The organism is Alteromonas sp. 5E99-2 (assembly GCF_017368475.1).
Lineage (GTDB): Bacteria > Pseudomonadota > Gammaproteobacteria > Enterobacterales > Alteromonadaceae > Alteromonas_F.
Genome location: NZ_JAFNJE010000017.1, coordinates 1 through 21056 on the forward strand (window position 1 = coordinate 1; position 21056 = coordinate 21056).

General features: G+C 39.0%; 21 protein-coding genes and 1 pseudogene. 12 read left to right on the top strand and 10 right to left on the bottom strand.

Annotation, left to right across the window (positions count from 1 at the left end):
* Window positions 1-284, bottom strand: a 284-nt coding sequence (locus tag J3L16_RS14935; RefSeq protein ID WP_207613808.1) for a hypothetical protein, incomplete at its 3' end; no start/stop codon positions are given.
* Between the two features lie 97 nt (window positions 285-381).
* On the opposite strand from J3L16_RS14935, the gene J3L16_RS14940 reads away from it, so the two are divergent.
* Window positions 382-561 (top strand): hypothetical protein, encoded by a 180-nt coding sequence (locus J3L16_RS14940; RefSeq protein WP_207613809.1) that lies wholly within the window; start codon window positions 382-384, stop codon window positions 559-561.
* Between the two features lie 8 nt (window positions 562-569).
* Here J3L16_RS14940 and epmB read toward each other — a convergent pair whose 3' ends face one another.
* Complete coding sequence (gene epmB, locus J3L16_RS14945) at window positions 570-1595, bottom strand: EF-P beta-lysylation protein EpmB (protein ID WP_207613845.1); 1026 nt, start codon at window positions 1593-1595, stop codon at window positions 570-572.
* Window positions 1596-1623: 28 nt separating this feature from the next.
* On the opposite strand from epmB, the gene efp reads away from it, so the two are divergent.
* From efp to J3L16_RS16540, 6 genes and pseudogenes are all read left to right on the top strand, one after another.
* Entirely contained in the window at window positions 1624-2193 is a 570-nt protein-coding gene (gene efp / locus J3L16_RS14950; RefSeq protein ID WP_207613810.1) for an elongation factor P, read from the top strand.
* On the top strand, window positions 2180-3157 hold the full coding sequence (gene epmA, locus J3L16_RS14955) for an elongation factor P--(R)-beta-lysine ligase (RefSeq protein WP_207613811.1): 978 nt from the start codon (window positions 2180-2182) through the stop codon (window positions 3155-3157). The genes efp and epmA overlap by 14 nt, the downstream gene beginning before the upstream one ends.
* Before the next feature lie 165 nt (window positions 3158-3322).
* Window positions 3323-3787, top strand: coding sequence for a hypothetical protein (locus J3L16_RS14960; RefSeq protein WP_207613812.1), 465 nt, complete (start codon window positions 3323-3325; stop codon window positions 3785-3787).
* A 322-nt stretch (window positions 3788-4109) separates the two neighbouring features.
* Window positions 4110-5056, top strand: a pseudogene (locus J3L16_RS14965) (IS3 family transposase); the annotation flags it as partial.
* Between the two features lie 194 nt (window positions 5057-5250).
* Window positions 5251-5430, top strand: a complete 180-nt coding sequence (locus tag J3L16_RS14970; RefSeq protein ID WP_207613813.1) for a hypothetical protein — start codon at window positions 5251-5253, stop codon at window positions 5428-5430.
* A gap of 6 nt (window positions 5431-5436) precedes the next feature.
* Complete coding sequence (locus J3L16_RS16540; RefSeq protein WP_347564690.1) at window positions 5437-6291, top strand: transposase; 855 nt, start codon at window positions 5437-5439, stop codon at window positions 6289-6291.
* Between the two features lie 396 nt (window positions 6292-6687).
* On the opposite strand, the gene J3L16_RS14985 is transcribed toward J3L16_RS16540, so the two are convergent.
* From J3L16_RS14985 to J3L16_RS14995, 3 genes are all read right to left on the bottom strand, one after another.
* On the bottom strand, window positions 6688-7713 hold the full coding sequence (locus J3L16_RS14985) for a hypothetical protein (RefSeq protein WP_207613816.1): 1026 nt from the start codon (window positions 7711-7713) through the stop codon (window positions 6688-6690).
* 1 nt (window position 7714) lies between these two features.
* A complete protein-coding gene (locus J3L16_RS14990) occupies window positions 7715-8347 on the bottom strand; it encodes a thiol:disulfide interchange protein DsbA/DsbL (RefSeq protein WP_207613817.1) in 633 nt (210 codons plus the stop codon).
* Between the two features lie 85 nt (window positions 8348-8432).
* Window positions 8433-8618, bottom strand: a complete 186-nt coding sequence (locus J3L16_RS14995; RefSeq protein WP_207613818.1) for a hypothetical protein — start codon at window positions 8616-8618, stop codon at window positions 8433-8435.
* 766 nt (window positions 8619-9384) lie between these two features.
* Between J3L16_RS14995 and J3L16_RS15000 the strand changes: the two genes are divergently transcribed.
* Genes J3L16_RS15000 through J3L16_RS15010 form a run of 3 tightly spaced genes read left to right on the top strand, consistent with a single transcriptional unit; the run spans window position 9385 to window position 13131 of the window.
* Complete coding sequence (locus J3L16_RS15000; protein ID WP_207613819.1) at window positions 9385-9729, top strand: hypothetical protein; 345 nt, start codon at window positions 9385-9387, stop codon at window positions 9727-9729.
* Complete coding sequence (locus tag J3L16_RS15005) at window positions 9722-10966, top strand: HlyD family efflux transporter periplasmic adaptor subunit (RefSeq protein ID WP_207613820.1); 1245 nt, start codon at window positions 9722-9724, stop codon at window positions 10964-10966. The genes J3L16_RS15000 and J3L16_RS15005 overlap by 8 nt, the downstream gene beginning before the upstream one ends.
* Window positions 10967-11016: 50 nt before the next feature.
* Complete coding sequence (locus J3L16_RS15010) at window positions 11017-13131, top strand: peptidase domain-containing ABC transporter (protein ID WP_207613821.1); 2115 nt, start codon at window positions 11017-11019, stop codon at window positions 13129-13131.
* A gap of 73 nt (window positions 13132-13204) precedes the next feature.
* Here J3L16_RS15010 and J3L16_RS15015 read toward each other — a convergent pair whose 3' ends face one another.
* Together J3L16_RS15015 and J3L16_RS15020 are read right to left on the bottom strand one after the other, a co-directional pair.
* Window positions 13205-14245, bottom strand: coding sequence for an IS481 family transposase (locus J3L16_RS15015; protein ID WP_207613822.1), 1041 nt, complete (start codon window positions 14243-14245; stop codon window positions 13205-13207).
* A gap of 199 nt (window positions 14246-14444) precedes the next feature.
* Window positions 14445-14807, bottom strand: a complete 363-nt coding sequence (locus J3L16_RS15020; RefSeq protein ID WP_207613823.1) for a DDE-type integrase/transposase/recombinase — start codon at window positions 14805-14807, stop codon at window positions 14445-14447.
* A 474-nt stretch (window positions 14808-15281) separates the two neighbouring features.
* Here J3L16_RS15020 and J3L16_RS15025 point away from each other — a divergent pair, with 474 nt between their 5' ends.
* Window positions 15282-15764 carry a sigma-70 region 4 domain-containing protein gene (locus tag J3L16_RS15025; RefSeq protein ID WP_207613824.1) on the top strand — a complete coding sequence of 161 codons (483 nt, stop codon included), beginning with the start codon at window positions 15282-15284 and terminating at the stop codon, window positions 15762-15764.
* Window positions 15765-15822: 58 nt separating this feature from the next.
* On the opposite strand, the gene J3L16_RS15030 is transcribed toward J3L16_RS15025, so the two are convergent.
* Window positions 15823-16695 (bottom strand): hypothetical protein, encoded by an 873-nt coding sequence (locus J3L16_RS15030; RefSeq protein ID WP_207613825.1) that lies wholly within the window; start codon window positions 16693-16695, stop codon window positions 15823-15825.
* A 194-nt stretch (window positions 16696-16889) separates the two neighbouring features.
* Here J3L16_RS15030 and J3L16_RS15035 point away from each other — a divergent pair, with 194 nt between their 5' ends.
* Window positions 16890-17699, top strand: a complete 810-nt coding sequence (locus J3L16_RS15035; RefSeq protein WP_207613826.1) for a helix-turn-helix transcriptional regulator — start codon at window positions 16890-16892, stop codon at window positions 17697-17699.
* 120 nt (window positions 17700-17819) lie between these two features.
* On the opposite strand, the gene J3L16_RS15040 is transcribed toward J3L16_RS15035, so the two are convergent.
* Both J3L16_RS15040 and J3L16_RS15045 read right to left on the bottom strand, forming a co-directional pair.
* Window positions 17820-18563, bottom strand: a complete 744-nt coding sequence (locus J3L16_RS15040; protein WP_207613827.1) for a DUF1223 domain-containing protein — start codon at window positions 18561-18563, stop codon at window positions 17820-17822.
* Window positions 18564-18638: 75 nt separating this feature from the next.
* Entirely contained in the window at window positions 18639-20996 is a 2358-nt protein-coding gene (locus J3L16_RS15045; protein ID WP_207613828.1) for a Calx-beta domain-containing protein, read from the bottom strand.
* Between the last annotated feature and the right edge of the window lie 60 nt (window positions 20997-21056).

Genomic DNA, 21056 nt, shown 5'->3' on the forward strand with positions numbered 1-21056 from the left:
ACTAGGGTGGTTAGCATCAGTTCTAACTGTGCAATAAAGCTTGGTAAGCGTTGTTTTAGCGCGTCATCATCTAAAGTTTGTAGTGTTTCAAATTCCGTTGTGAGCTCTTCTACATAGGGCAAAAAGCGCTTTGAATTGGCTTTGAAGCCGGAGTCAGCATTAAAAATAGCGTTAAAGTTGCCTTTGTTCTGTTGTTGTAATGCAGTTAAATTTGCATCAGCGTCGATAGCCTTTCTATATATATCTTTCAGAGTAGCCTGAATGTGTTGATGCACTTGTTGCATAAAAAACCTTAAAGTTATTAGAGTTGCTGCCGATAATACTTGTTGCGGGCGATTTTGCCTGTTTTTAACCTAAGCTACAAGTAAATGAGGATTGGATATGGCTATCGAATCAGTAGGCGGTGCAACCGCTTCTCTTGAAATTGCCTCTCTTCGTTTGGCTAAAGGCCAACAAGAACAAGATGGGCAAGCGGCGATTGAGTTATTAGAGTCAGCATCTGACTCAGCAGCTCCCTCATCGGACCCTAGCCGAGGTAACAATATAAACACCTTTGCTTAGTTTGGTGTTTATGGGTGCATAAGTAAGTCAACGGGTGTCTTCCCAGCTTGGCCTCCAATTTCTCTTACGAGTTTTGGGACTAAAAAGCCGGGTTGACGTTCGATGACTTGTTTTATTATGTTCCGCGCTTTCGCGTCGCTCACGAGAAAATGATGGGCACCTTGGACCTTGTCTAGCATATATAAATAATAGGGTTGAATACCTGCTTCAAATACGGCTTCGTTTAATGCAATTTGTGCGTCAGCCGTATCGTTGATACCCGCGAGTAATACCGCCTGATTAAATAACACTACGCCACTGTCTTTCAAGCGTTGACATTTTTGTTTAAGGGCCTCGTCCATTTCATTTGCGTGATTGATGTGCAATATCATTACTTTTTGAATAGGTAATGCACCAAACCAAGCTAAAAATTCACTATCAATACGGTTAGGCAAAACTACGGGTAACCGAGTGTGAATACGCAATCGTTTTATTTGTGGCCGCTGGCAAATAGCGTCAGCTAACCAAGCTAAAAAATCATCTTTAGCCATTAGCGGGTCGCCACCAGAAAAAATTACTTCTTCTACTTCTGGGTGGGTATCTATGTAATTCAGTGTTTCTTGCCATTCTCGTTTGCTTACGGCGTTATCTTGATAAGGAAAGTGGCGGCGAAAACAATAACGGCAATTGACCGCACAACCGCCGCGAACAATCAGTAACACCCGCGATTTGTATTTGTGCAGCAAGCCTTTTCCCGCGGTATCGTGTTCTTCTAAAGGGTCGGTTGAAAAGCCCGATTCAGCAATAAATTCTTGGCGGTTAGGAAGTACTTGCTGTAATAAGGGATCGTCGATATTTCCCATTTCCATTTTTGCAACAAATGCGCGGGGAACACGCATAGGAAAAAGGCGGCGCGCTTGAGCATCTTTTTCTAAATTTGAGCTATCGATTTGCAGGTGTTCAAGTAAAGCAATGGGATCATTGAAGCCCGTGGCTAATTCTTTTTGCCAATGAGGCTCTACTTGTAGCAATTTTTTCGGTATTATTTGTACCAATTTATTCATAACCTTTGTTTGAGATACTATGGCTAACTTTAGCACCAACGAATTTAAAGCCGGTTTAAAAATTATGCTAGACGGCGAACCCTGTAATATTCTAGAAAATGAATATGTTAAACCTGGTAAAGGCCAAGCGTTTAACCGAGTTAAAATTCGCAAACTTATTTCCGGTAAAGTGTTAGAGAAAACGTTTCGTTCTGGCGACTCAGTAGAAGGCGCTGACGTTATGGACACCGAATTAGCGTATCTCTATACAGACGGTGAATTCTATCACTTTATGAATAACGAAACATTCGAACAAATTGCCGCTGATGAAAAAGCAGTAGGTGAGAGCATTAAGTGGTTAGCTGAAAACGACGTGTGCACGCTAACGCTATGGAATGGTTCTCCTATTGTTGTGACGCCTCCTAATTTTGTTGAATTGGAAATCACTGAAACTGACCCTGGCCTAAAAGGCGATACCGCCGGTACTGGTGGTAAACCTGCTACCTTGTCTACAGGCGCTGTAGTGCGTGTGCCTTTGTTTGTACAAACAGGGGAAGTCATTAAAGTTGATACACGTAGCGGCGAATACGCGTCACGTGCACAAAAATAATTGGCGTCCTTCGGCGTCAATTGAACAGTTAAAAAAAAGGGCGCAATTGTTATCTCAATTGCGCCGTTTTTTTGAGTCAAGAGACGTACTAGAAATTAGCGCACCTGTTCTAGCAAGTGCGGGGGTTACCGATCCCTTTATCGATAATTTCTCTACTCAGTTTAGTTTTAGCGCTCAATCCAGTGAGCAAACTCTGTATTTACAATCATCACCTGAATACGCCATGAAGCGCTTGTTGGCGGCTGGGTGTGAGCATATTTACTCTATTGGTCCTGCGTTTCGCCATGAAGGTGCAGGCAGCAATCACAATCCTGAATTTACCATGTTAGAGTGGTATCGCAGCGGCTTCGATATGCAAATGCTGATTGATGAAGTCTCAGATTTACTAAAGACGACGTTAAATATTGAGAACATCAGTCAATACAGTTATCAAGATGTTTTTCTGAAACATATGAATATCGACCCGTTAACCGCGACAACAGACGAGCTAATTGAAGCGGTAAAACTAAAAGGGATTGATTTATATAATGGGTTTGAAACTCTAGATAACGATGACTTACTGCAAATGTTGTTTTCTCATTGCATTGAACCAAGTTTTGCAAACCACTGCCCTGTGATTGTGACTCATTTTCCCGCATCTCAGGCGTCTCTTGCTCGTATTAATAGCCTTGATAACCGTGTAGCTAACCGTTTTGAAGTGTACTTTAAAGGAATTGAGCTTGCTAATGGATTTCACGAATTGTCCGATGCAAATGAACAGGCTGCTCGATTTGAAAGTGACAATAAAAAGCGCAGCGCTTTAAACTTTCCCACAAAACCAATTGATCAGTATTTATTAACGGCATTAGATGCAGGGTTACCGGATTGTTCTGGAGTGGCTTTAGGGGTAGATCGTTTGTTGATGCTTATTGTAGGCGCATCACATATTCGAGACGTGTTGACTTTTGATATAGCGAGAGCGTAATAAAGCCGTCGTTATATTTCATTGTTTTACACTGACAAAACGTAAACATCCTTAGGTGATATATTATAACATGTAGCTATTGTTTTATTTGTAAATAAAACGTTATTGTCATAGGGTTTTTATGGCTTATTACATCCACAACCATACAGGAGCAATGTTTGCCTTATGTTTACTAAAGAAATGGTGCATACGGCACTACAAACGTGGTGCGACAACGTAATTCAGGTTGGAAAAGTTCACGCCGAAGGAGGAGATACACAGGCGTTTTCTCTTCAGGTTTTATCGGAAAATTACGATTACGACAATGGTCATGTATTGTTTAAGCCTACTTTAGCGTTCGGGCCACAAACCTTCCGTCCAACAAAAGAGGGGGCATTGTCATATTTCGTTGGTGGCAATACTGACTTCCCTGACGACAAAGGGTTCAAGTTAAAACCTTGGGTGAAAGTGTGGTTTAGCAAAGAAGATTTCATATTGCATGGCGATTTGGCAATTGTGCAATGTAATGTGCACTTTATTGGCGACGATGACAGCCATATATTTGTTAACAAAAGTTTTGTATTTAAAGCCTGTGAAGATGAGAAAGTACGAATCATCTTGCATCAATCATCTCTTCCTTATCAGCCGTAGTGAAAGGAAAACGCTAGGGTTCAGCCAGAGTCGAAAGTGAATATTGGCTCTGGCTTTTAATCATTCTCGCTTAATTGATACAGTCTCAACTGCTCTTAAACACAGATAGATTAAGATCTACTTGCTTTCCCATCCAAATGGCATGGTTGGTGTGATCTTTATCGTAATAAATATGGGCGTGAAAACCTAAAAAATGCGTCACAATTTTTCGCGAAGGAAATGAAGTAAAGTACTCATTTATCTCGAGTTTAGACGATATGATCTGCTTTAATCCAACAGGACACTTTAATAATGGAATATAATCCAAGTATTGAGGTGTTAAATGACAAAACGAACAAACAGAAGTTACATAGCAGAATTTAAACAAGAAGCTGTGGCATTGGTAACCGAGCAAGGTTACAGCGTACCTAAGGCGGCAGCATCTTTAGGTATTACAGGTAAATTACTTTATAACTGGAAAGCTAAGGTTGAAGCTGAGCAATCAGGCACTAGTTTAAATGCAGATGAACGAGCTGAGTTCCTAAAGCTGCGCAAGGAAAATAAAGAGCTAAGGATGGAGAAAGAGATATTAAAAAAAGCTAATGCCCTCCTGTTAAAGGAAACCAAGTAACGTTTCAAACGATTAAGCAATTATCTTCAGCTTTTCCTATTGTGAAGCTTTGTAAAATGATGAAAATAAGCCGTAGTGCTTATTATGCTTGGCTTAATCGCCCTGCGAAACTCATTAAGGCAGAGCAACTTAATCTCTATCGAAGAGCCAAAGTTATCTTCGGACAAAGCAGAAATAGCTTAGGTTATCGAGAGTTACGTAAACGGTTATGCAAGGAGGGCTTTCAAGTGAGTGATTACGGCGTTCAGAAGCTAATGGCAACACTTGGCCTAGTTGTGACGCAGCGTGTTGCCTACAATGTGATGACTAAGCGCAAACACAGTGATGCTGTTGCGGATAATCTGTTGAATCAATACTTTAACCCTGTTGCGCCAAATCAAGTGTGGGCTGGCGATGTGACTTATTTAAGGACTGGTGAAGGTTGGATGTATCTAGCCATAGTCATGGACTTATATTCACGTCGTATTGTTGGTTGGCATATTGATAAACGTATGACGACTGACTTAGTGAGCAAAGCCATGATGAAAGCCTATAACTTACGTCAGCCATCAAAAGACTTGGTGTTTCACTCTGACAGAGGTTCACAGTATACCAGTAGGCGTTTACTAACAAGTTATGGTATGAGAGCCAGCATGGGCGACGTAGGCGCATGTTGGGACATAGAGGATATAATTTATACTACTGGAGGTAATGACCTGACACGTGCTGGGATTGATGGAGCGTTTATCTTTGTGTTGACCTGTCGGTGATTACTGTCCAGTAATTTAATTATATTCAGCGTCAGTGACCTAATAGGAGCATTGTATTGCATCGTCTGTGTCCAGTCCTGAGCTGACTGCTTAAGGATACTGATATGAATGTTAGAAACAATGCGAAAGAACTTACATTAGGCGTTGATACACACTTAGAAAAGCATGTGGCTGTACTAATTGACAACATCGGTAAGGTGGTTGATACAAAAGAAGTTGCAGTAACGAGTCTTGGCTACCGAACGATGTTTAAGTGGTGTAAGTCATTTGGGAATGTCAAATAAGCTGGCATTGAAGGTACTGGCACATACGGTGCAGGCTTATGCAAATATCTACAAGAACAAGGAGTAGATGTTTATGAAGTCAATAGACCGAATCGTGCACGCCGAAGGCTTCAAGGTAAATCAGACCCGACTGATGCAGAAAATGCAGCGCGTTCGGTATTAGCGAAAGAATCTACAGTCATTCCTAAATCACATGATGGCACTGTGGAAGCATTAAGGTTCTTAGTGGTTGCAAGAAAAAGCTCTGCGAAGTCAAAAACTAAAGCTATTAATCAAATCAGAGCATTACTCGTTACAGCACCAGAAAAATGTTATGTGCCAAGCTCATATCAATGCATAAAAGCGTGTGAGGAATTACAAGCTGATCCTGATAATTTAGTAGAATCATCATTGGTTTCAGTAGTGCAGTTACTTGCAAAAAGATGGCAATTGTTGGCTACCGAGTTAAGAGATATTGATAAGCAATTAAGAATTTTAACGAAAGAAAAAGCACCAACACTCATTGAGCAATATGGTGTCGGGAAATACCTGGCTGCCACTCTGCTAGTGACAGCAGGTGATAATCCAAGCCGATTGAAAAATGAATCCTCATTTGCCGTACTGTGCGGTGTCAGCCCTTTAGAAGCTTCATCAGGTAAAACTCAGAGGCATAGGTTGAACCGAGGTGGGGCTAGAGACGCTAATAATGCACTTTGGACAGTGACATTGATTCGTATGCGAAACGACGCAAGAACTAAAAAATATGTTGATAAACGTGTCACCGAAGGTAAGTCGACAAAAGAAATTCAACGGTGCTTAAAACGATATATTGCTAGAGAATTAGTCCCAATAATGGTGTCAGATCTATCATGTTTAACTTGATGTTGATATAGGAGCGTCAATACTGTAATAGCGTATATGCGTTATTACAACTTAGAAAGGCTTCATACAGCTAATGAGGATCTGTCGCCAGTACAGTATGAACAAAGTTCCTTACGAAAAGTGTCCGGTTGGACTTGACCACAACAACCATTCGAAACATTACTTGATGGAAAAACGGTTTGGGCAGAAAAGAATTTAGCTCAAATCTAAACTGACAGCACCATTTGAAAAATGTGTAACTGTCAGATCAGATACCGACTTCTACAATGTTTACTAAATTGGGAGAAAATCACCCATCTGCCAATTTGCAGATGGGATAATTGGTATTTCAAAAAGTTAGACTGTTAATAGAAATTCAATTACTGTTTTCTTTTTATACTATAAATTTAACAAGCTCTAGCCTATCAAGCTTTCGACTTCCAAAAGGGAAGGGTACTTATCTACATCGGACAATTCTGGAGAAAAACCTGACATGCCATGGGCAAGAAATGCTGAGCAAATTTTTGTCATTGGAAATTCATTTTCGTCTAATTTCTCTAGCCATAGAAAATTACCGGTAACATTAACCTCTAAAAAATAGTAAATACCATTTTTTACAATAAAGTCAAAACACCCATGACTAATTTTCAATATTGACATTAAATTACAACATTTGCTAAATATATCATCAGGGAGTTTGATCCTTTCCGCATCCAAATTAAGCTGCCCCATTCTCCAATCAAGTTTAGTTGATTTTTTTTCCTGAGAATGAAGTTTAGCAGCAATGTAGTATCTATCAAAAAAAGTGACTCTTACCTCGTAGTCTTTCTCTAAATACCTTTGATATATTCCAGGAGACGTTCCTAGTATAACTTGATTTTCCTTGAGTTTAGGTTTTTCTATTTTGGAAGTTAGTGTTGCTTTCTGAGAGCCGTTCCAAAATTCAACCCGATAGGGTTTATATATATACTCTTGCTCACTCGAGTTGAGAAATTCAAGTATTTTTTTGGGCGAATTACTAATTATAGTTTCTGGAATTTTTAGACCAACACTTTTTGCTATTTGTAACTGAACAGCTTTATCTGATGCATGATATAGGTCAGAAAAGCGCACATTCCACTTGCCTGAATTTTGTAGCATTCTAAGGGTTGAGAAATAGTAATTTCTAAATTCAGATGTTACAAACTTATTTTCCTGATCAGAATAGCAATCTACTGACGGTGGATCTAACCTCCGAAGCCATGTTGAAAAAAAAACACTTCGAGTTGTATCTTTTTCGTTCAAACACACTTTAGACGAATTAAAATTTATAGACAAATTATTAGTCTGTAAAAAGTCGTTAGCCGTAATGATATTGACTTCTATACCATCTGTCACCTCAATTGATTTAGCAATAACGTTGGCGTGTATATCCGTGGAGTTACTTATAATTAAAATTGACATACTAGCTATTCCCTATTAACCATAAAATTAAATCATTTATTTTCTCCGGAGTTGCTCCTTTGAAAGGTAAAATCTTGTATTTTCCCGATACTATAAAAGTAGGAACAGCCTTCACGTCTTTTAAGTATTGTTTCATTAGGCGATCATTTTGGTTGAATTTACGATTAGTTGTAAAACTACTCCAAGCCTTATTCACCAAGTCCTTGTCATTTACTATTACATTCAATAGTTCCAATGCATCTTTTTCTGATAAATTTCTTTTGCGTTGAACATGAAATCGCTCAAAAAGACTATTGATGGCATCCTCTTCTATACTCAAAACCTCGGCAGTTGCCATTGTTTGGGTAGCATATTCTTGCTGATTCTTGGGAGAAAACCCCATGAAATTCACATGAACTTTAGTGATTTTATATTCAGTCTTTTTGAGTCGTTCATCCAAGTTTTTTAAAAAAGGTTCGAAATTATAACAGTGGGGGCACCAGAATGAAAAAAACTCATATACCTCATTTGTCTCTTCCAAATTTTCACTTAAAACTTTGTAGTGAACCCCCTCCTTCCACTCTTGAGATACACAAACACTTGAACAAACTAATAGAAGAAATGAAAAGCTTCCTGTAACCAACTTATTGAACATCTAGTTTCGTTCCTTATTCCCTTAAAAAGAAAAGGACACTTTAAATGCCCTTTTTATTAATAATAAATATTATGGACTAGTCTAACTAGAAGGCCTGGAGTGACGGATCTTCGGGGCATGTTTCATGGATAGTACCAACACTACCTTCTGCTCCAGCAACTTGACTCATTTCCTCTTGACTTAATTCTCTAGCAAAAAATGTCCCTAGCCCAACAGTTGCATCAGCTTTCTCATCGTGACCTACGATAGAATCTTTAACTTCTTTTTTCATAATTAATCCTTTTAAAAATTTTGAGAAAAATTTCGAACGTATTCCGTTCATTTAAAAGATTCACAAATGGAAAAATAAAAGTCAAGACATTTTCATATAAAAAGATAACTCATTTGTCATACGCCTATAACAAACACTTTCTTTCATCGCGCAATGCCAAAGTATTAAATTCAATCATTTCAAGCTGTCCAGTTAATATCGTCGATATACGTATTTTGCTTAGGATTCCCCAGTTGAGTAAACATAAACAATAGCCTTACTCTTTTTTCGTTTCATTCAATCTGCTTATTTATATTTCAGGCACTGAGATCTATATTACCGGTATTGATTTCATTGATCTTCCCCCAATTTACTCCACATTAATGTTTCGATTTTGACAAGTATTTAATTGTTAGTATCTCTACATAAGATTGTGTATGCTCTTCAGTTCTAAATTCGAAAATTATTAGCCAGAATAAAGAATGCATGAGTGCTTTGAAGATATTTTCTTTACATCACTTGCCTATAAACCATAAAGTTAGTGTGTGAAGTAGATTGAAAGTGGCCAATTGAGGTCAGCAATCTGCGGTTGTTCTGTCAAACTTGTGTATTCACATAAAAATCTAATTAAGCAGATGAAAAATATGAATTATTTTGTTGCTTATTGAGGTTTGACATTACCATAAAATATAAACATGATGGTACAGTTTATAAAAACACTTTGCTGCACCATGAATAGTAGTAAATGATTATGGATCGATTTAATTTCACTATTAAGGAATAAAACGTGACGATTAATGAATTTTTTAAATACTGTTTCAGCGTAATATGTAATGAGCACCTAAAAAATCTGGATACACTACGTCATGTAGAGCCGCCTTTTTCCCCTTCTATTAAAAATCAATACAAGTCGATACGTAAGCAACTTCAGGCGAATACCGAACTTGTAGCTCAGCAAGATAGTTTTCTTGTTGTTAGAAACAGTATTTTGTTTCGAAGTGTGAAAGGCCGACAAGCAAAAAAATCGCACAGAAAATTTACATATTTTGTCGAAAAAAAAACAGAAGAGGGATTCAAGGTTTATTCGGCTATCGGCCTCTATGATTTTAAGATGTTAAACTTCCATGTCTAATTTATTTAGGAAAGAAGCTCTTGAACATCAAAGCCATAAACTTAATGGTGAAGTGATTATTGCAGCACATATGTCGTTCAATATTATTGTAATTATTATTTTAGCGATTGCCATTACTGGATTTACTTATTTGTTTTTGAGTGAGTATCAACGAAAAGAAGTTGTTTCAGGTTACCTCAGGCCAACAACTGGACTAAATAAAGTTTATTCTATTACACCCGGTTTAATTGATGAAGTTTATGTTGAAGAGGGAGATGCTGTTTCGAAGGGGCAGCCCCTTGCTCGTATTCGATTAGATAGGCAGTTAAGTGCTGGCGTAAGCGCAAATGACATCATCATTCAAGAACTCATTGTTCAAAAAAATTTACTTTCGACTAACATTCTGAATCAAAAACAATTATTCACTGTTAATACTGAGCAGCTTGCTTTGCAAATAAGAAATTCCGAAGCTCAAATGCAACAGGCTAGTAATCAAAACGCTATACTAAAGGAAAGGTTAGTGTTAAATGAAAAGAAACTTCAGCACATAGAGTCACTAACAAACAAAGGGTTTGCCTCTTTACGAGAATATGCTGACCAGCAAGATAATTTGCTGTCTCTCAAACATCAACTTGAAGATACTCAAACCAATATACTTTCAACACAGAACCAATTAAGTCAACTGCGGTATCAATACAAGCAACTTCCCATTCAAAATGAAGAACAAATCGCTGAGTTGGAATCGCAATTAGCAGGAATAAATCAACAAATTACTCAGGCTGATTCACAACGCAGTTTTGATGTATTTAGTAGTAGAAATGGTGTGGTAACGAGCCTTTTGGTAAGAAACGGTATGGTGGCTAATACTAATCAACCATTGATGACTATTTTGCCCGTCGAGGCATCATTAGAAGCGGTGTTATTCGTCCCAACTCGCGCTTATGGATTTATAAAAGAAAATCAACAAACACGCATTCGCTATCAAGCATTTCCTTATCAGCGATTTGGTATTTACACCGGAGAAATTGTCGAAGTGGCGAAGTCAGTAATTTTGCCCAATGAGACCCTATTGCCTATTTCTTTTCAAGAACCTGTCTATCGCGTTGTCGTTAAACTCGATGAACAAGGTGTTATAGCTTATGGCGTATCTGTGCCATTACAAGCAGGAATGCTCCTAGAAGCAGACATAGTAATTGATAGTCGTTCATTATTCGAGTGGTTATTTGAATCAATCTATAGCATTAGGGGGACTGTTTAGTGGAAAATCCAAGGCATTTATTAAAATTTAGTAACGCAAAATATTTGCCCATGATTATGCAATCCGAAGCTATTGAATGTGGTCTAGCGTGTTTGGCTATGGTAGCGGGATATTATGGGTATAAGACGGACTTAACTCATTTGCGTCAAACGTATTCTATTTCTCTTAAGGGTGCCAATCTTGAAGAGCTGATGGAAATTTCCGACAAAATGCACATGAGTACTCGTGCTCTCAGATTAGAATTAGAGCAACTTTCTCAGTTGAAAACACCATGTATTCTACATTGGAATATGAACCATTTCGTGGTTCTAAAGAAAGTTAGTAAAACGATTGTCGATATCCATGATCCTGGTTTAGGGGAACGTCGCTATACATTAGAAGAACTCTCAAAACACTTTACTGGTATTGCACTTGAGTTAACACCAACAAAAGAGTTTAAATCGGAAGATACTCGAGTAAATTTGAAACTTTCTGATTTTTGGGGGGCGATTTTAGGATTAAAGTCAACCTTGTCAAAAGTTTTCATATTGTCTTTACTACTGCAGGTCTTTACTTTGACTAGCCCTTACTATATGCAACTTGTTATTGACGAAGTTGTCTTGAGTTATGATGAAAATTTACTGGTCGTACTCGCTATCGGGTTCGGATTACTAATGTTTATTGAAATGGCGACAGGCGCTGTTAGAAGCACATTATTATTGCATTTCGGTAATCTGATGAGTATTCAATTGGGAGCAAATCTGTTTCATCATCTAATTCGCTTACCCTTGCAGTATTTTGAAAAGCGACACATAGGCGATGTAGTGTCTCGTTTTGGTTCATTACTACAAGTAAAAGATCTATTAACTAAAGGGTTAATTGAGGCCGTTATCGATGGGATAATGGCTATCGCTACTCTTATAATGATCTTTTTGTATAGCCCGAAACTTAGTTTCATCATACTCATTGCGCTCACTATTTATGTTATTTTTCGTGTCATTATGTATCGTCCTTTGAGACAAATGTCTGAAGAAGAAGTAATTACTCAGGCAAAGGAACAAACAAATTTTATGGAGACAGTCAGAGGGATTCAAACGATAAAGCTATTTGGCAGAGAGGTACAAAGACAAGGTATTTGGCATAACAAATTTGCTGATAGCTTAAACGCAGGAATAAAAATAGGGCATTTAAACATTGGCTATGAAGCTTTAAATAAGTTTATTTTCGGTGTTGAAAATGTGTTGGTTGTGTATTTTGCTGCGTTACTTGTTATGGAAGGTGATTTAACCGTAGGTATGTTATTCGCTTATATGTCTTATAAGCTTCAATTTACAGAAAAAACGACAAATCTAATTGAAAAATTCATTGAATTTAAAATGCTCAACCTGCACTTCAATCGATTAGCTGATATTACTTTAACAAATAAAGAATCCGATTTACAAGGGATTGGCTCTTCTAATGAGGTGACCGGCAGTATCGAAGTCAAAAATGTTAAGTATCGATACAGTGAGAAAGAGGAGCCAGTGTTCTCTGAATTAAACCTAAAAATTGAAACAGGTGAGTCTGTCGCTTTAATCGGCCCATCAGGCTGCGGCAAAACAACGCTTATTAAAATCATGTTGGGGTTATTTGAGCCTGAGGTCGGCCAAGTAGAAATTGATGGTACAGATATCAAAAAATTCGGCTTAGGGAGCTATAGAAAACTGGTTGCCGCTGTTATGCAAGATGATCAGCTCCTTTCTGGCTCAGTCGCTGATAATATTGCATTTTTCGATCCTAACCAAAATCTACAAAGAGTTGAATGGGCAGCCAAAGTCGCAGCTATACACACCGATATTGTGAAAATGGCTATGGGGTACAATACGTTAGTGGGAGACATGGGAACAGCTTTTTCTGGAGGGCAAATTCAGCGATTATTACTTGCTAGAGCTCTTTATCGAAAACCTAAGATTCTATTTATGGATGAAGCGACTAGTAATCTGGATACCCGATTAGAAGCATCTGTAAATAATGCTGTTAGAGGCTTAGACATTACTCGAATTATAATTGCTCATAGGCCTGAAACGATAGCTAGTGCTGATAGAGTGCTTGAGCTAAGGTATGGCAAAGTGATTGAAGTTGAAAAACCTGATATTGGTGAGGCTAGAAGAAAATCCATTTCGATAAGCTTAGATGTATCTAACTAAATATCGACAGGCATGGGTGTAGTAGCTCAGACCTGATCTGACAGTTACCCATTTTTCAAATGGTGCTGTCAGTTTAGATTTGAGCTAAATTCTTTTCCGTCCAAACCGTTTTTTCATTAAGTAATGTTTCAAACGGTGTTCGTCCGCAACACACTTTACCCTGATGAGTTCGATGATTGTTATAGGAATCCATCCAATCGTCCAGATCTTTTTGCAATTCCTCCATCGTCGAATACAGCTTTTTCCTAAACATGATTTGGTAGAACTCGTTCAGGATCGTCTTGTGAAACCGCTCACAAATGCTATTTGTCTGGGGTGACATGGCTTTCGTTTTAGTGTGGTCAATATCGTTGATAGCGAGATATAACTGATAATCGTGGTGGTCTACTCGGCCACAATATTCTGTGCCTCTATCAGTCAATATACGCAGTATAGGCAAGTCATGCTGCTCGAAGTAAGGCAACACCTTGTCATTCAACATGTCAGCAGCGGTAATCGGTGTTTTGGTCGTGTAAAGCTTCGCTAAAGCTATTTTGCTATAGGTATCAACGAAGGTTTGTTGGTAGATACGCCCTACGCCTTTGAGGTTGCCAACATAGAATGTGTCCTGAGAGCCTAGATAACCTGGATGCTCGGTGCTTATTTCACCGCAAGCCTCATCATCATTTTTCTTCTTTTCTAACGCCGCTACCTGAGCATCACTGAGGATAATGCCATCATTAGCGACCTTATCGTTTAGTGCTTTGAGCCTTTTCTTAAAGTTTTCTAGATTGTGACGTAACCACACTGAACGTACACCACTGCCTGAAACAAACACGCCTTTCTTGCGTAATTCATTACTAGTGCGGTATTGCCCATAAGCAGGAAACTCAATGGCCGATTCAATAACAGATTGTTCTGTCGCTTCATCTACTCGGTTCTTCAAATTAGGCGCTCGACGACTTTGGCTGATTAACGCATCAATGCCGCCGTCTTCTACAAGCTCCTGATAACGATAAAATGTATCTCGCGATACACCCATTACTTTGCAGGCTTTAGATACGTTTCCCAGTTCAGCTGCCAAATTGATTAAGCCAGCTTTGTGTTTAATAATTGGATTGTTAGTATGCAACATGAGAGTTACCTTGTTGTTTTAATTTAAAGATTCGACACCTTTATCAAAACGGGTAACTCTCTCTTTTTCAAGAGGATTGTCAGATTAAGTCGGGACTAATACACTTTACGCAAAGAATATTTTTCATTTTTATTTTAATTGCAACTGAATTTAATTGCTATCCTAATTGTGTTCATGAAAATAAACATGCATATGTATTCTATATATTAGGCGAATGACTTATTACCCAACCAATAGGTTTTTGTGCAAACAGATCAATAACAACGACTAAGTAAGCCCATCTATTGCCCGTCGAAACAAACGTTACATCACCGCTCCACACTTGATTTGTTTCGGTTACTGCAAACTGTCGTTTTAGTGAATTAGAGATGACAATATGCTCCCTGTTTGCTTTTTTGTAAGCATGCTTAGGTAGCTTATAGTTCACCAATTCAAGTTTTTTCATCAGCCGCACTGTATGGTAACGAGACAAACTAATATCATTAGTGTCGTCGTTTGTAACAATATCAGCGACCGTTCTTGCGCCTGCTGAGCCGTTACTTATACGATGCGCTTCCCTCACCAAACTTTGGAGTTTAGCCGCTTCAGGCGATAAACGCCTATCTCGCTTAACTCAGTATTTATAAGTGCTTCGGTTGACTTCAAGAACCTCACACACAGTTTTCACACAATGAGAGTTTTTACCGCTCTGACTAAGTCTCTTGATTAAAGCGAGTTCTTCATGGAGAACGACATCAGCAGAGCGGAAGCTTTTTTTACTCCCTGATTTCTATTTGTTCAGGTGTCATCGGCATCTGTTTAACTTGCTTGCCACTTCGCTCCAGTTTTAACTGCGTCACCCATCTCCCAATCGTTGAAAATCCAACTCTCATTGCCTTAGCGGCTTCGTCATGTGTATAACCTTGATCGATAACGAGTTTTGCTGTTTCCTAGCGAAATTCAGGACTGAAGGTTCTTCTTGTCTTTTTTCTCATTTTTGTCACCTAATCCTGATGTGCTTTAAAGCATACCATCTTGTTAGGTGGCCAAATTAACTATGCCACTACATGAAGTTCCCGTTGGTTGTATATTGGCTATCCTGCAATGTCTTACTGTGAATTTGAGAGTGGCTTATATTATTGGAGAGGTGCTTGAATTTACCCATAAAGAAGCGGCTTATATATTAAATTTATCGCCGGTAACTTACCGGAAGCAAATTTCAAGAGCAAAGCAACTGGTTACCCATTTCATGACATCAAATTGCGGTCTAATTGCCGCTTCGAATGACTGCCGGTGCCATAAGCGGGTATCACAGGCGAGCAAACTGGGGAGAGTAAATAAAGAGCGTTTACTCTTTACAACATCGCATACAGAAGCGAATGAGTTTCCAGAAGTCTTAGAGCAAATTCGAAAATTAGAGTACGCACAACGAACAGCGGCGCTTTTTCGTGCTCAAAATCTCGTCGTACAGAATGGTGATTTTAGCGGGTGGTTACAAAAATTACTCAGTCAACATTATAAAACTGATATAGCTGAATAGCTTGCTGTTTGTTATTAAATTACCAGTGAACAATACTGCTCACTGGTAATTTTTTTCATCACAGTTTATAAGCTGATACTTTAGCGCCCATTAAGTAAGGAACGATCAGCAAGTTCTGCTCTTTTATGTAAAAAAAGTCTGCTGAAGATGGAGACGCAAGTTTATGGGTTTCTTTGACTTTTCCTTTTGTATTAATAACTAATAGTTCGCCTTTTATAAAGTCAGTTACAAAGAAGTCCTTTTTATTAACCTTATGAATACCGTCTAGATTCATCCAAGGAGTACCGCTGTTGAGTACTTCGATTTTTTTACTCTTTAACGATACTTTTAAAAATGTACCTGAGGTATCTGTAGTAAAGTCGGCTTTTGGGTTGGTTCCCCATGTACTGACATACAAATAACCATTGGATACAAATAATCCGTTGGGGAAATTAAGCTCTTTATCATCTAGCCAAAGTTCTAATTTGTGATCTTTCAGTTTATAAATTTTACTTCCCAACCAATCAGACACGAAAACCGTGCCGTCGTCGGTGACATCTAAACCATTTAAAACCTTAGATGATGGCGCTGGATATCGAGCCGTTATTTCTCCGCTATCAACATCAATAACCACCAGATCGCCCACATCTGCAACGTAGAGTTTATTGCCATGTAAATCCATTCCTTTTGGTGAACTCAAGCCCTTAACCCACTCAATTTTGGGGTTAGAGCCGTCAGCATTCATTACGCCTACTGACCCATTGTTATCTCGTTCAATAGGCCCGCCATTGATATTCGACACATAAATTTTTTGCCGTCTTTCGTCGTATACAACGGACTCTGGCATTTTAAACCCTTCGGTTTCCCAAATAGGAGTTAGTGTCTTTGCATAAATACTGGTGCCAGTAGCAAGTAGTGATAGAAACGTTAATGATTTTAAAAGTGAACCCATGATTATTCCTCGATATGTAGATGAGTAGTAAAAAACAGAGGGGTAGGTTATATTTAGTCCCTAAGTTATCAATTGAATATTCAAAGGGGACTTTAGTTGTCACCTTTTTCTTGGTTTTGGTGACATAGGCTGACGTTTTGAGTCGTGGTTTTATTCAATCGCGTGTTTTCAGGTAAAAATTTTGAAGGTGAACTATGCAAACTATCGGTGTAGAAATTGTTGATGCGTTAAAAATAGCAATGAAATCGAGAGGCGTAACATATAAGCACGTGGCAGAAAAATTAGGGGTATCTGAAAAAACAATAAAACGCTTGTTTAAAGATAAAGACTGCCACCTTTCACGATTAAATGAGATATGCGAAATCATAGGCTTATCTATTTATGATTTATTAGATTTTGCCAGACGCCATACTGAGCCTAGGGTTAAATTAGAAGAATACCAAGAGCTATTTTTGAAGAATAACCGGCTGCATTTTTATTTTCTGTTCTTTTTATCGGTGGGTTATACGCCAGCTCAAATTCAAAAAGAGTATAAGTTGTCAGATTTGAGTCTATTCAAATACTTAAGAGATCTAGACCGTCAGCAGTTTATTGAGTTGGGGGAGTACAATCGTTATCGCTTGTTGATTGAAGGTAAATTACTTATGCGGCTTCACGGCCCATTACACGACACATTAAAAGACGTTAACGAAATGTTCTTACGGCATGTTTTAGATCATAATAAAAGTTCACGGTCGGCTTTCGACAGCAGCTTTCGGTATATGACGGTAGAAAACATGCAAGAAATGATGCGTGATTATGACTCGATTACGCAGAAATACCGCAAAATCGCCCATCAAGACGAAGCTGTGATGCCCAGAGAGCAATTGATACCGGTTAAATGGAGTACTCTAATTGCGCATTTCGATATTTGTGGTGTGTGGCCTTTGAAAGAACACCCTGAAGAGCAATTATCGAATAACGTTGTTGATCATTTAGGAAGGTTAAAAGGAAGTCGAATGTGAACTTCACCTCAACCAATAGCTAATATTGATTGAGGTTCTTTAGTCTTTTCGATTTCCAGCTATTATTCTGTTGAATAATTAACTAATGAAATGAGTATAAGTATCTTAAAACTGAGTGATTTAAAAAGCGATAGGGCCGCCAGTGACTTGTAGGGGCTCTAGTTCGCCTTTGCGCGTAACCCAAGCCGCAATGGCTAAGTTTTCATCTGTAGAAGGCGGCTGTATTTCAGTTTCCCAATTTCCATCTGTGGAGTCGATGGAATGATGTGCAAGTACAATGAAGTTTTCATCCAGCGTTCTATTTCTATTTTCGCCTGAGTGTACGTGTGTGGACAAATCCATGCCCAAATACGCAATATTGAGCGACAAGGTTTCGTAATTTTTAGCCAGTTCATCACCAAAGAATGCACTTACTTTATTTTCTTCAATTGTGACTTTTAGTTGGGGAGCAGTATCTTGAATCAGTGGTATTTGTCTGCGTTTAAAAAAGCCCGTCCACTCTTGTCCTTGAACGAAAAAACCTGGGGTATACACTGACGATGCTAAACCTTGGCGTTTGAATTGGCGCTGCCTTGAAGAATATTCAGCTGAGGAATAGGGGTCTTTCCAACCTAGGTAATCCCAATAATCTACATGAAAAACAACAGGAACCACTTTGTCCCAAAGTAAAGGCGAATCACTGAGCTTGTTTAAATAACGCTGTGCAGGTGGACAACTGCTGCAGCCTTGAGATGAATACAGCTCAACTAATTGTACTTTTTCAGTACCACTGGTGAAGGTGTGAGTGTTGTTTTCCTCCAACGCAGACGCCATATTCACTGTTACTGCACATAGAAGTAGCGTTATTTTGGACAATGCTTTCATAGACATCACACCTAAATTAATTTGCTTAGTTTAGATATCTTGATGCAGGAGGCCGAAAAAAGCCTCGCAAATTTGTCACAGTTTTGTTCTAAACTGTAATCGTCTTACTAGCACCGCCCCAAATAACAATAATATCCCGTAGCTAATCGTACCGCCTCCGCCTGATGAGTCACCTGTGTTTGGAGTAGGAGCAGGCGCTGCTGGTGTTTGATCAGGATCTGCATTCACTACAAGAGTTAAACTTGACTGCAAAGGGTCTACTGGGGTTGATGTAATTTGAATCGGCACACTCACATCGTTAGGCAAATTGATGTCGTTGATAATAAAGGAAACGTTGCGTGTTACGCGGTCGCCATCATCAAATGAAAACGTCAGCCCTTGGGCGGGAATAAGAACTTGGTTATTTACAACGACTTCATTTACAAAAAGGTTTACTTCAAGCTCGTTGTCACCGTCTGGATTTCTTTCAACACTGATAAAGAAGTTCCCTACGTCATCTGAAATCGTTGGACTATCTGTCGTCAAAAAGGGTTCGCCAGGTACGTCGGTTAGTAAGGTAAAAGAGAGTGTTGGAGCCTCTACATCTAGCCCTTCTGATGATAATGTTAGGGTTATGTCGGTATCTTGCTCAATAACTGTTTCAGTTAGTGGAATTTCTACAATGGCGATGGACTGATCGACATCAAAAGCGATGATGAAATTTTCATCTTGCACTGCAACGCCATCCCCATCAACGTTTACCACGGCTATTGCTTCAGTATCTAGATTTGTGTCGCGAATTAAGGTGACATTGACGAAGTTTCGATTGTTTTTAAACTCTGTTTCATCAAGTGGAACAAAGCTCAATTGGCCTGATGTGGTTAACGAGTCGTTGTCGACGACTAACACACCTTCCTCATCGACTGAATTAAACCCTTCATACAATACCGCTTGCATCATTTCTGTGGATTCTTCCAATTCATCATCTACCGGAGTAATGAAAAATGTTTTTTCAGTTTCCCCATCAGCAAATAAGACAAACTGAAGTGTTCTGTTCATTTCTTCAGGCAACATGGGACGGATAAAGTCACCGTTCGAATCAAGATCGTTAGGCACGAACTCTAGCTTATACAAGAGTTCGCCGTCTGTACCAGAAGTGCGTTCTAACACCACAGGCACACCTTGGGCTTCAGTGGTTATGGCATTATCTACTCGCAGACTTACGCTACCCGCTTGGCCATCAATGCCGTTTAAAATGGCTACGTTTGCACTACTTTGGATAACATTCCCTGCAACGGGAAAACGCAAATCTACTCGAGCTGTTTCTGTGCTTTCTGGAATAGCATCTCTGACAATAGGAAAACCCACCGACGCTAAGCTTTCATTTGGGGCAAACGTCAGGGTTTGATAGTTATCAAAAAAATCCATATCGGCTTGTGCAGTGATGCCTGTTAGCAATACTTGTACACTCGTGCTTGAGGCTAAATTTCCCGAGCGGGAAAGGGTAACAACCAGTTCTCCGTCGTTTTCGTTGACAGTGTATTGTGTCTCTGTAAGGCTAACACTGGACGCGCTTTCTGGCGCCACTCCGAAATTTTCTACATTCGAAGAAAATGCATTAATATTTCTGGTGTTATCGGCAACACCTAACTCTCCGCAAAATTCATTGCCTTGTTGAATTTCAGGGTTAGAGTAGGTTTCAGTATTCGCTAAGCTTACTGTGGAATACAAAAGTGTACGCTGGCCACTGCACTCTGTTGCATGGTTGTCTCGAGTTGACGTTGGGTCGTCAGCCCGTTCATGGCCACCACTGAAGTTATGACCAATTTCATGAGCAAAAGTGATGCGTCTAACGTCTTGGCCTAAATCAAATGATACCGATAGCGGACCTTGTAAAAAGGCGATTCCGGCAAAGCTGGGGGTTTCAGTATCAAAACCTACATCGATAAGTGCATACAAGTCTGTACCAGAGTTTTCAATAATTTCGCTTTCCGGGGTTGAAGAACCATTGAATAACGCACTAAAGGTCACGTCTTGAAAAGCCGTTTGAATATTGGTGTCAGGAAAAAATTCGCTGTCGCCTCTGTTTTGAGTGTCAGGAATGGAGGTGGCAGGGTGTACGCCGATTAAATTGAGTTCAACACTGATATCTGAATCTAAAAATGCTTGGTTAGTGAAGGAAACCATATCTTCAATGCGCTCTATAACTTCATCAGCGCCCAAGTAAAAGCCATATTGGTTGCGGTAAAATACAACAATATCTACCGTTTCTAAGGTGGTTGCTTGAGCAACAATAGGAGTGGGTGTTTGAGTTTTATTTCTGTTTTTTAACCAAGCTTGTGCTTCAGCGCTCATTTTTATGGTGTCATCGCCATAATAAACAGTGTCGTCGGTTTGCCCTAATGTTTGGAATGCAGAAACCGTAGCGGCAATGCTATAAAAAATATTTTTCATATTAGTGAACGCCCTGAATATTCAGACTAGCCAGTATTGAATTTAAATTAACTGTTAAAT

Excerpts from the sequence above, each read along its gene's own strand:
- J3L16_RS14940 (WP_207613809.1), top strand. The coding sequence starts at position 382 with ATGGCTATCGAATCAGTAGGCGGTGCAACCGCTTCTCTTGAAATTGCC.
- efp (WP_207613810.1), top strand. The coding sequence starts at position 1,624 with ATGGCTAACTTTAGCACCAACGAATTTAAAGCCGGTTTAAAAATTATG.
- J3L16_RS14960 (WP_207613812.1), top strand. The coding sequence starts at position 3,323 with ATGTTTACTAAAGAAATGGTGCATACGGCACTACAAACGTGGTGCGAC.
- J3L16_RS14970 (WP_207613813.1), top strand. The coding sequence starts at position 5,251 with ATGAATGTTAGAAACAATGCGAAAGAACTTACATTAGGCGTTGATACA.
- J3L16_RS14985 (WP_207613816.1), bottom strand. The coding sequence starts at position 7,713 with ATGTCAATTTTAATTATAAGTAACTCCACGGATATACACGCCAACGTT.
- J3L16_RS14990 (WP_207613817.1), bottom strand. The coding sequence starts at position 8,347 with ATGTTCAATAAGTTGGTTACAGGAAGCTTTTCATTTCTTCTATTAGTT.
- J3L16_RS14995 (WP_207613818.1), bottom strand. The coding sequence starts at position 8,618 with ATGAAAAAAGAAGTTAAAGATTCTATCGTAGGTCACGATGAGAAAGCT.
- J3L16_RS15005 (WP_207613820.1), top strand. The coding sequence starts at position 9,722 with ATGTCTAATTTATTTAGGAAAGAAGCTCTTGAACATCAAAGCCATAAA.
- J3L16_RS15010 (WP_207613821.1), top strand. The coding sequence starts at position 11,017 with ATGATTATGCAATCCGAAGCTATTGAATGTGGTCTAGCGTGTTTGGCT.
- J3L16_RS15015 (WP_207613822.1), bottom strand. The coding sequence starts at position 14,245 with ATGTTGCATACTAACAATCCAATTATTAAACACAAAGCTGGCTTAATC.
- J3L16_RS15025 (WP_207613824.1), top strand. The coding sequence starts at position 15,282 with ATGCCACTACATGAAGTTCCCGTTGGTTGTATATTGGCTATCCTGCAA.
- J3L16_RS15030 (WP_207613825.1), bottom strand. The coding sequence starts at position 16,695 with ATGGGTTCACTTTTAAAATCATTAACGTTTCTATCACTACTTGCTACT.
- J3L16_RS15035 (WP_207613826.1), top strand. The coding sequence starts at position 16,890 with ATGCAAACTATCGGTGTAGAAATTGTTGATGCGTTAAAAATAGCAATG.
- J3L16_RS15040 (WP_207613827.1), bottom strand. The coding sequence starts at position 18,563 with ATGAAAGCATTGTCCAAAATAACGCTACTTCTATGTGCAGTAACAGTG.
- J3L16_RS15045 (WP_207613828.1), bottom strand. The coding sequence starts at position 20,996 with ATGAAAAATATTTTTTATAGCATTGCCGCTACGGTTTCTGCATTCCAA.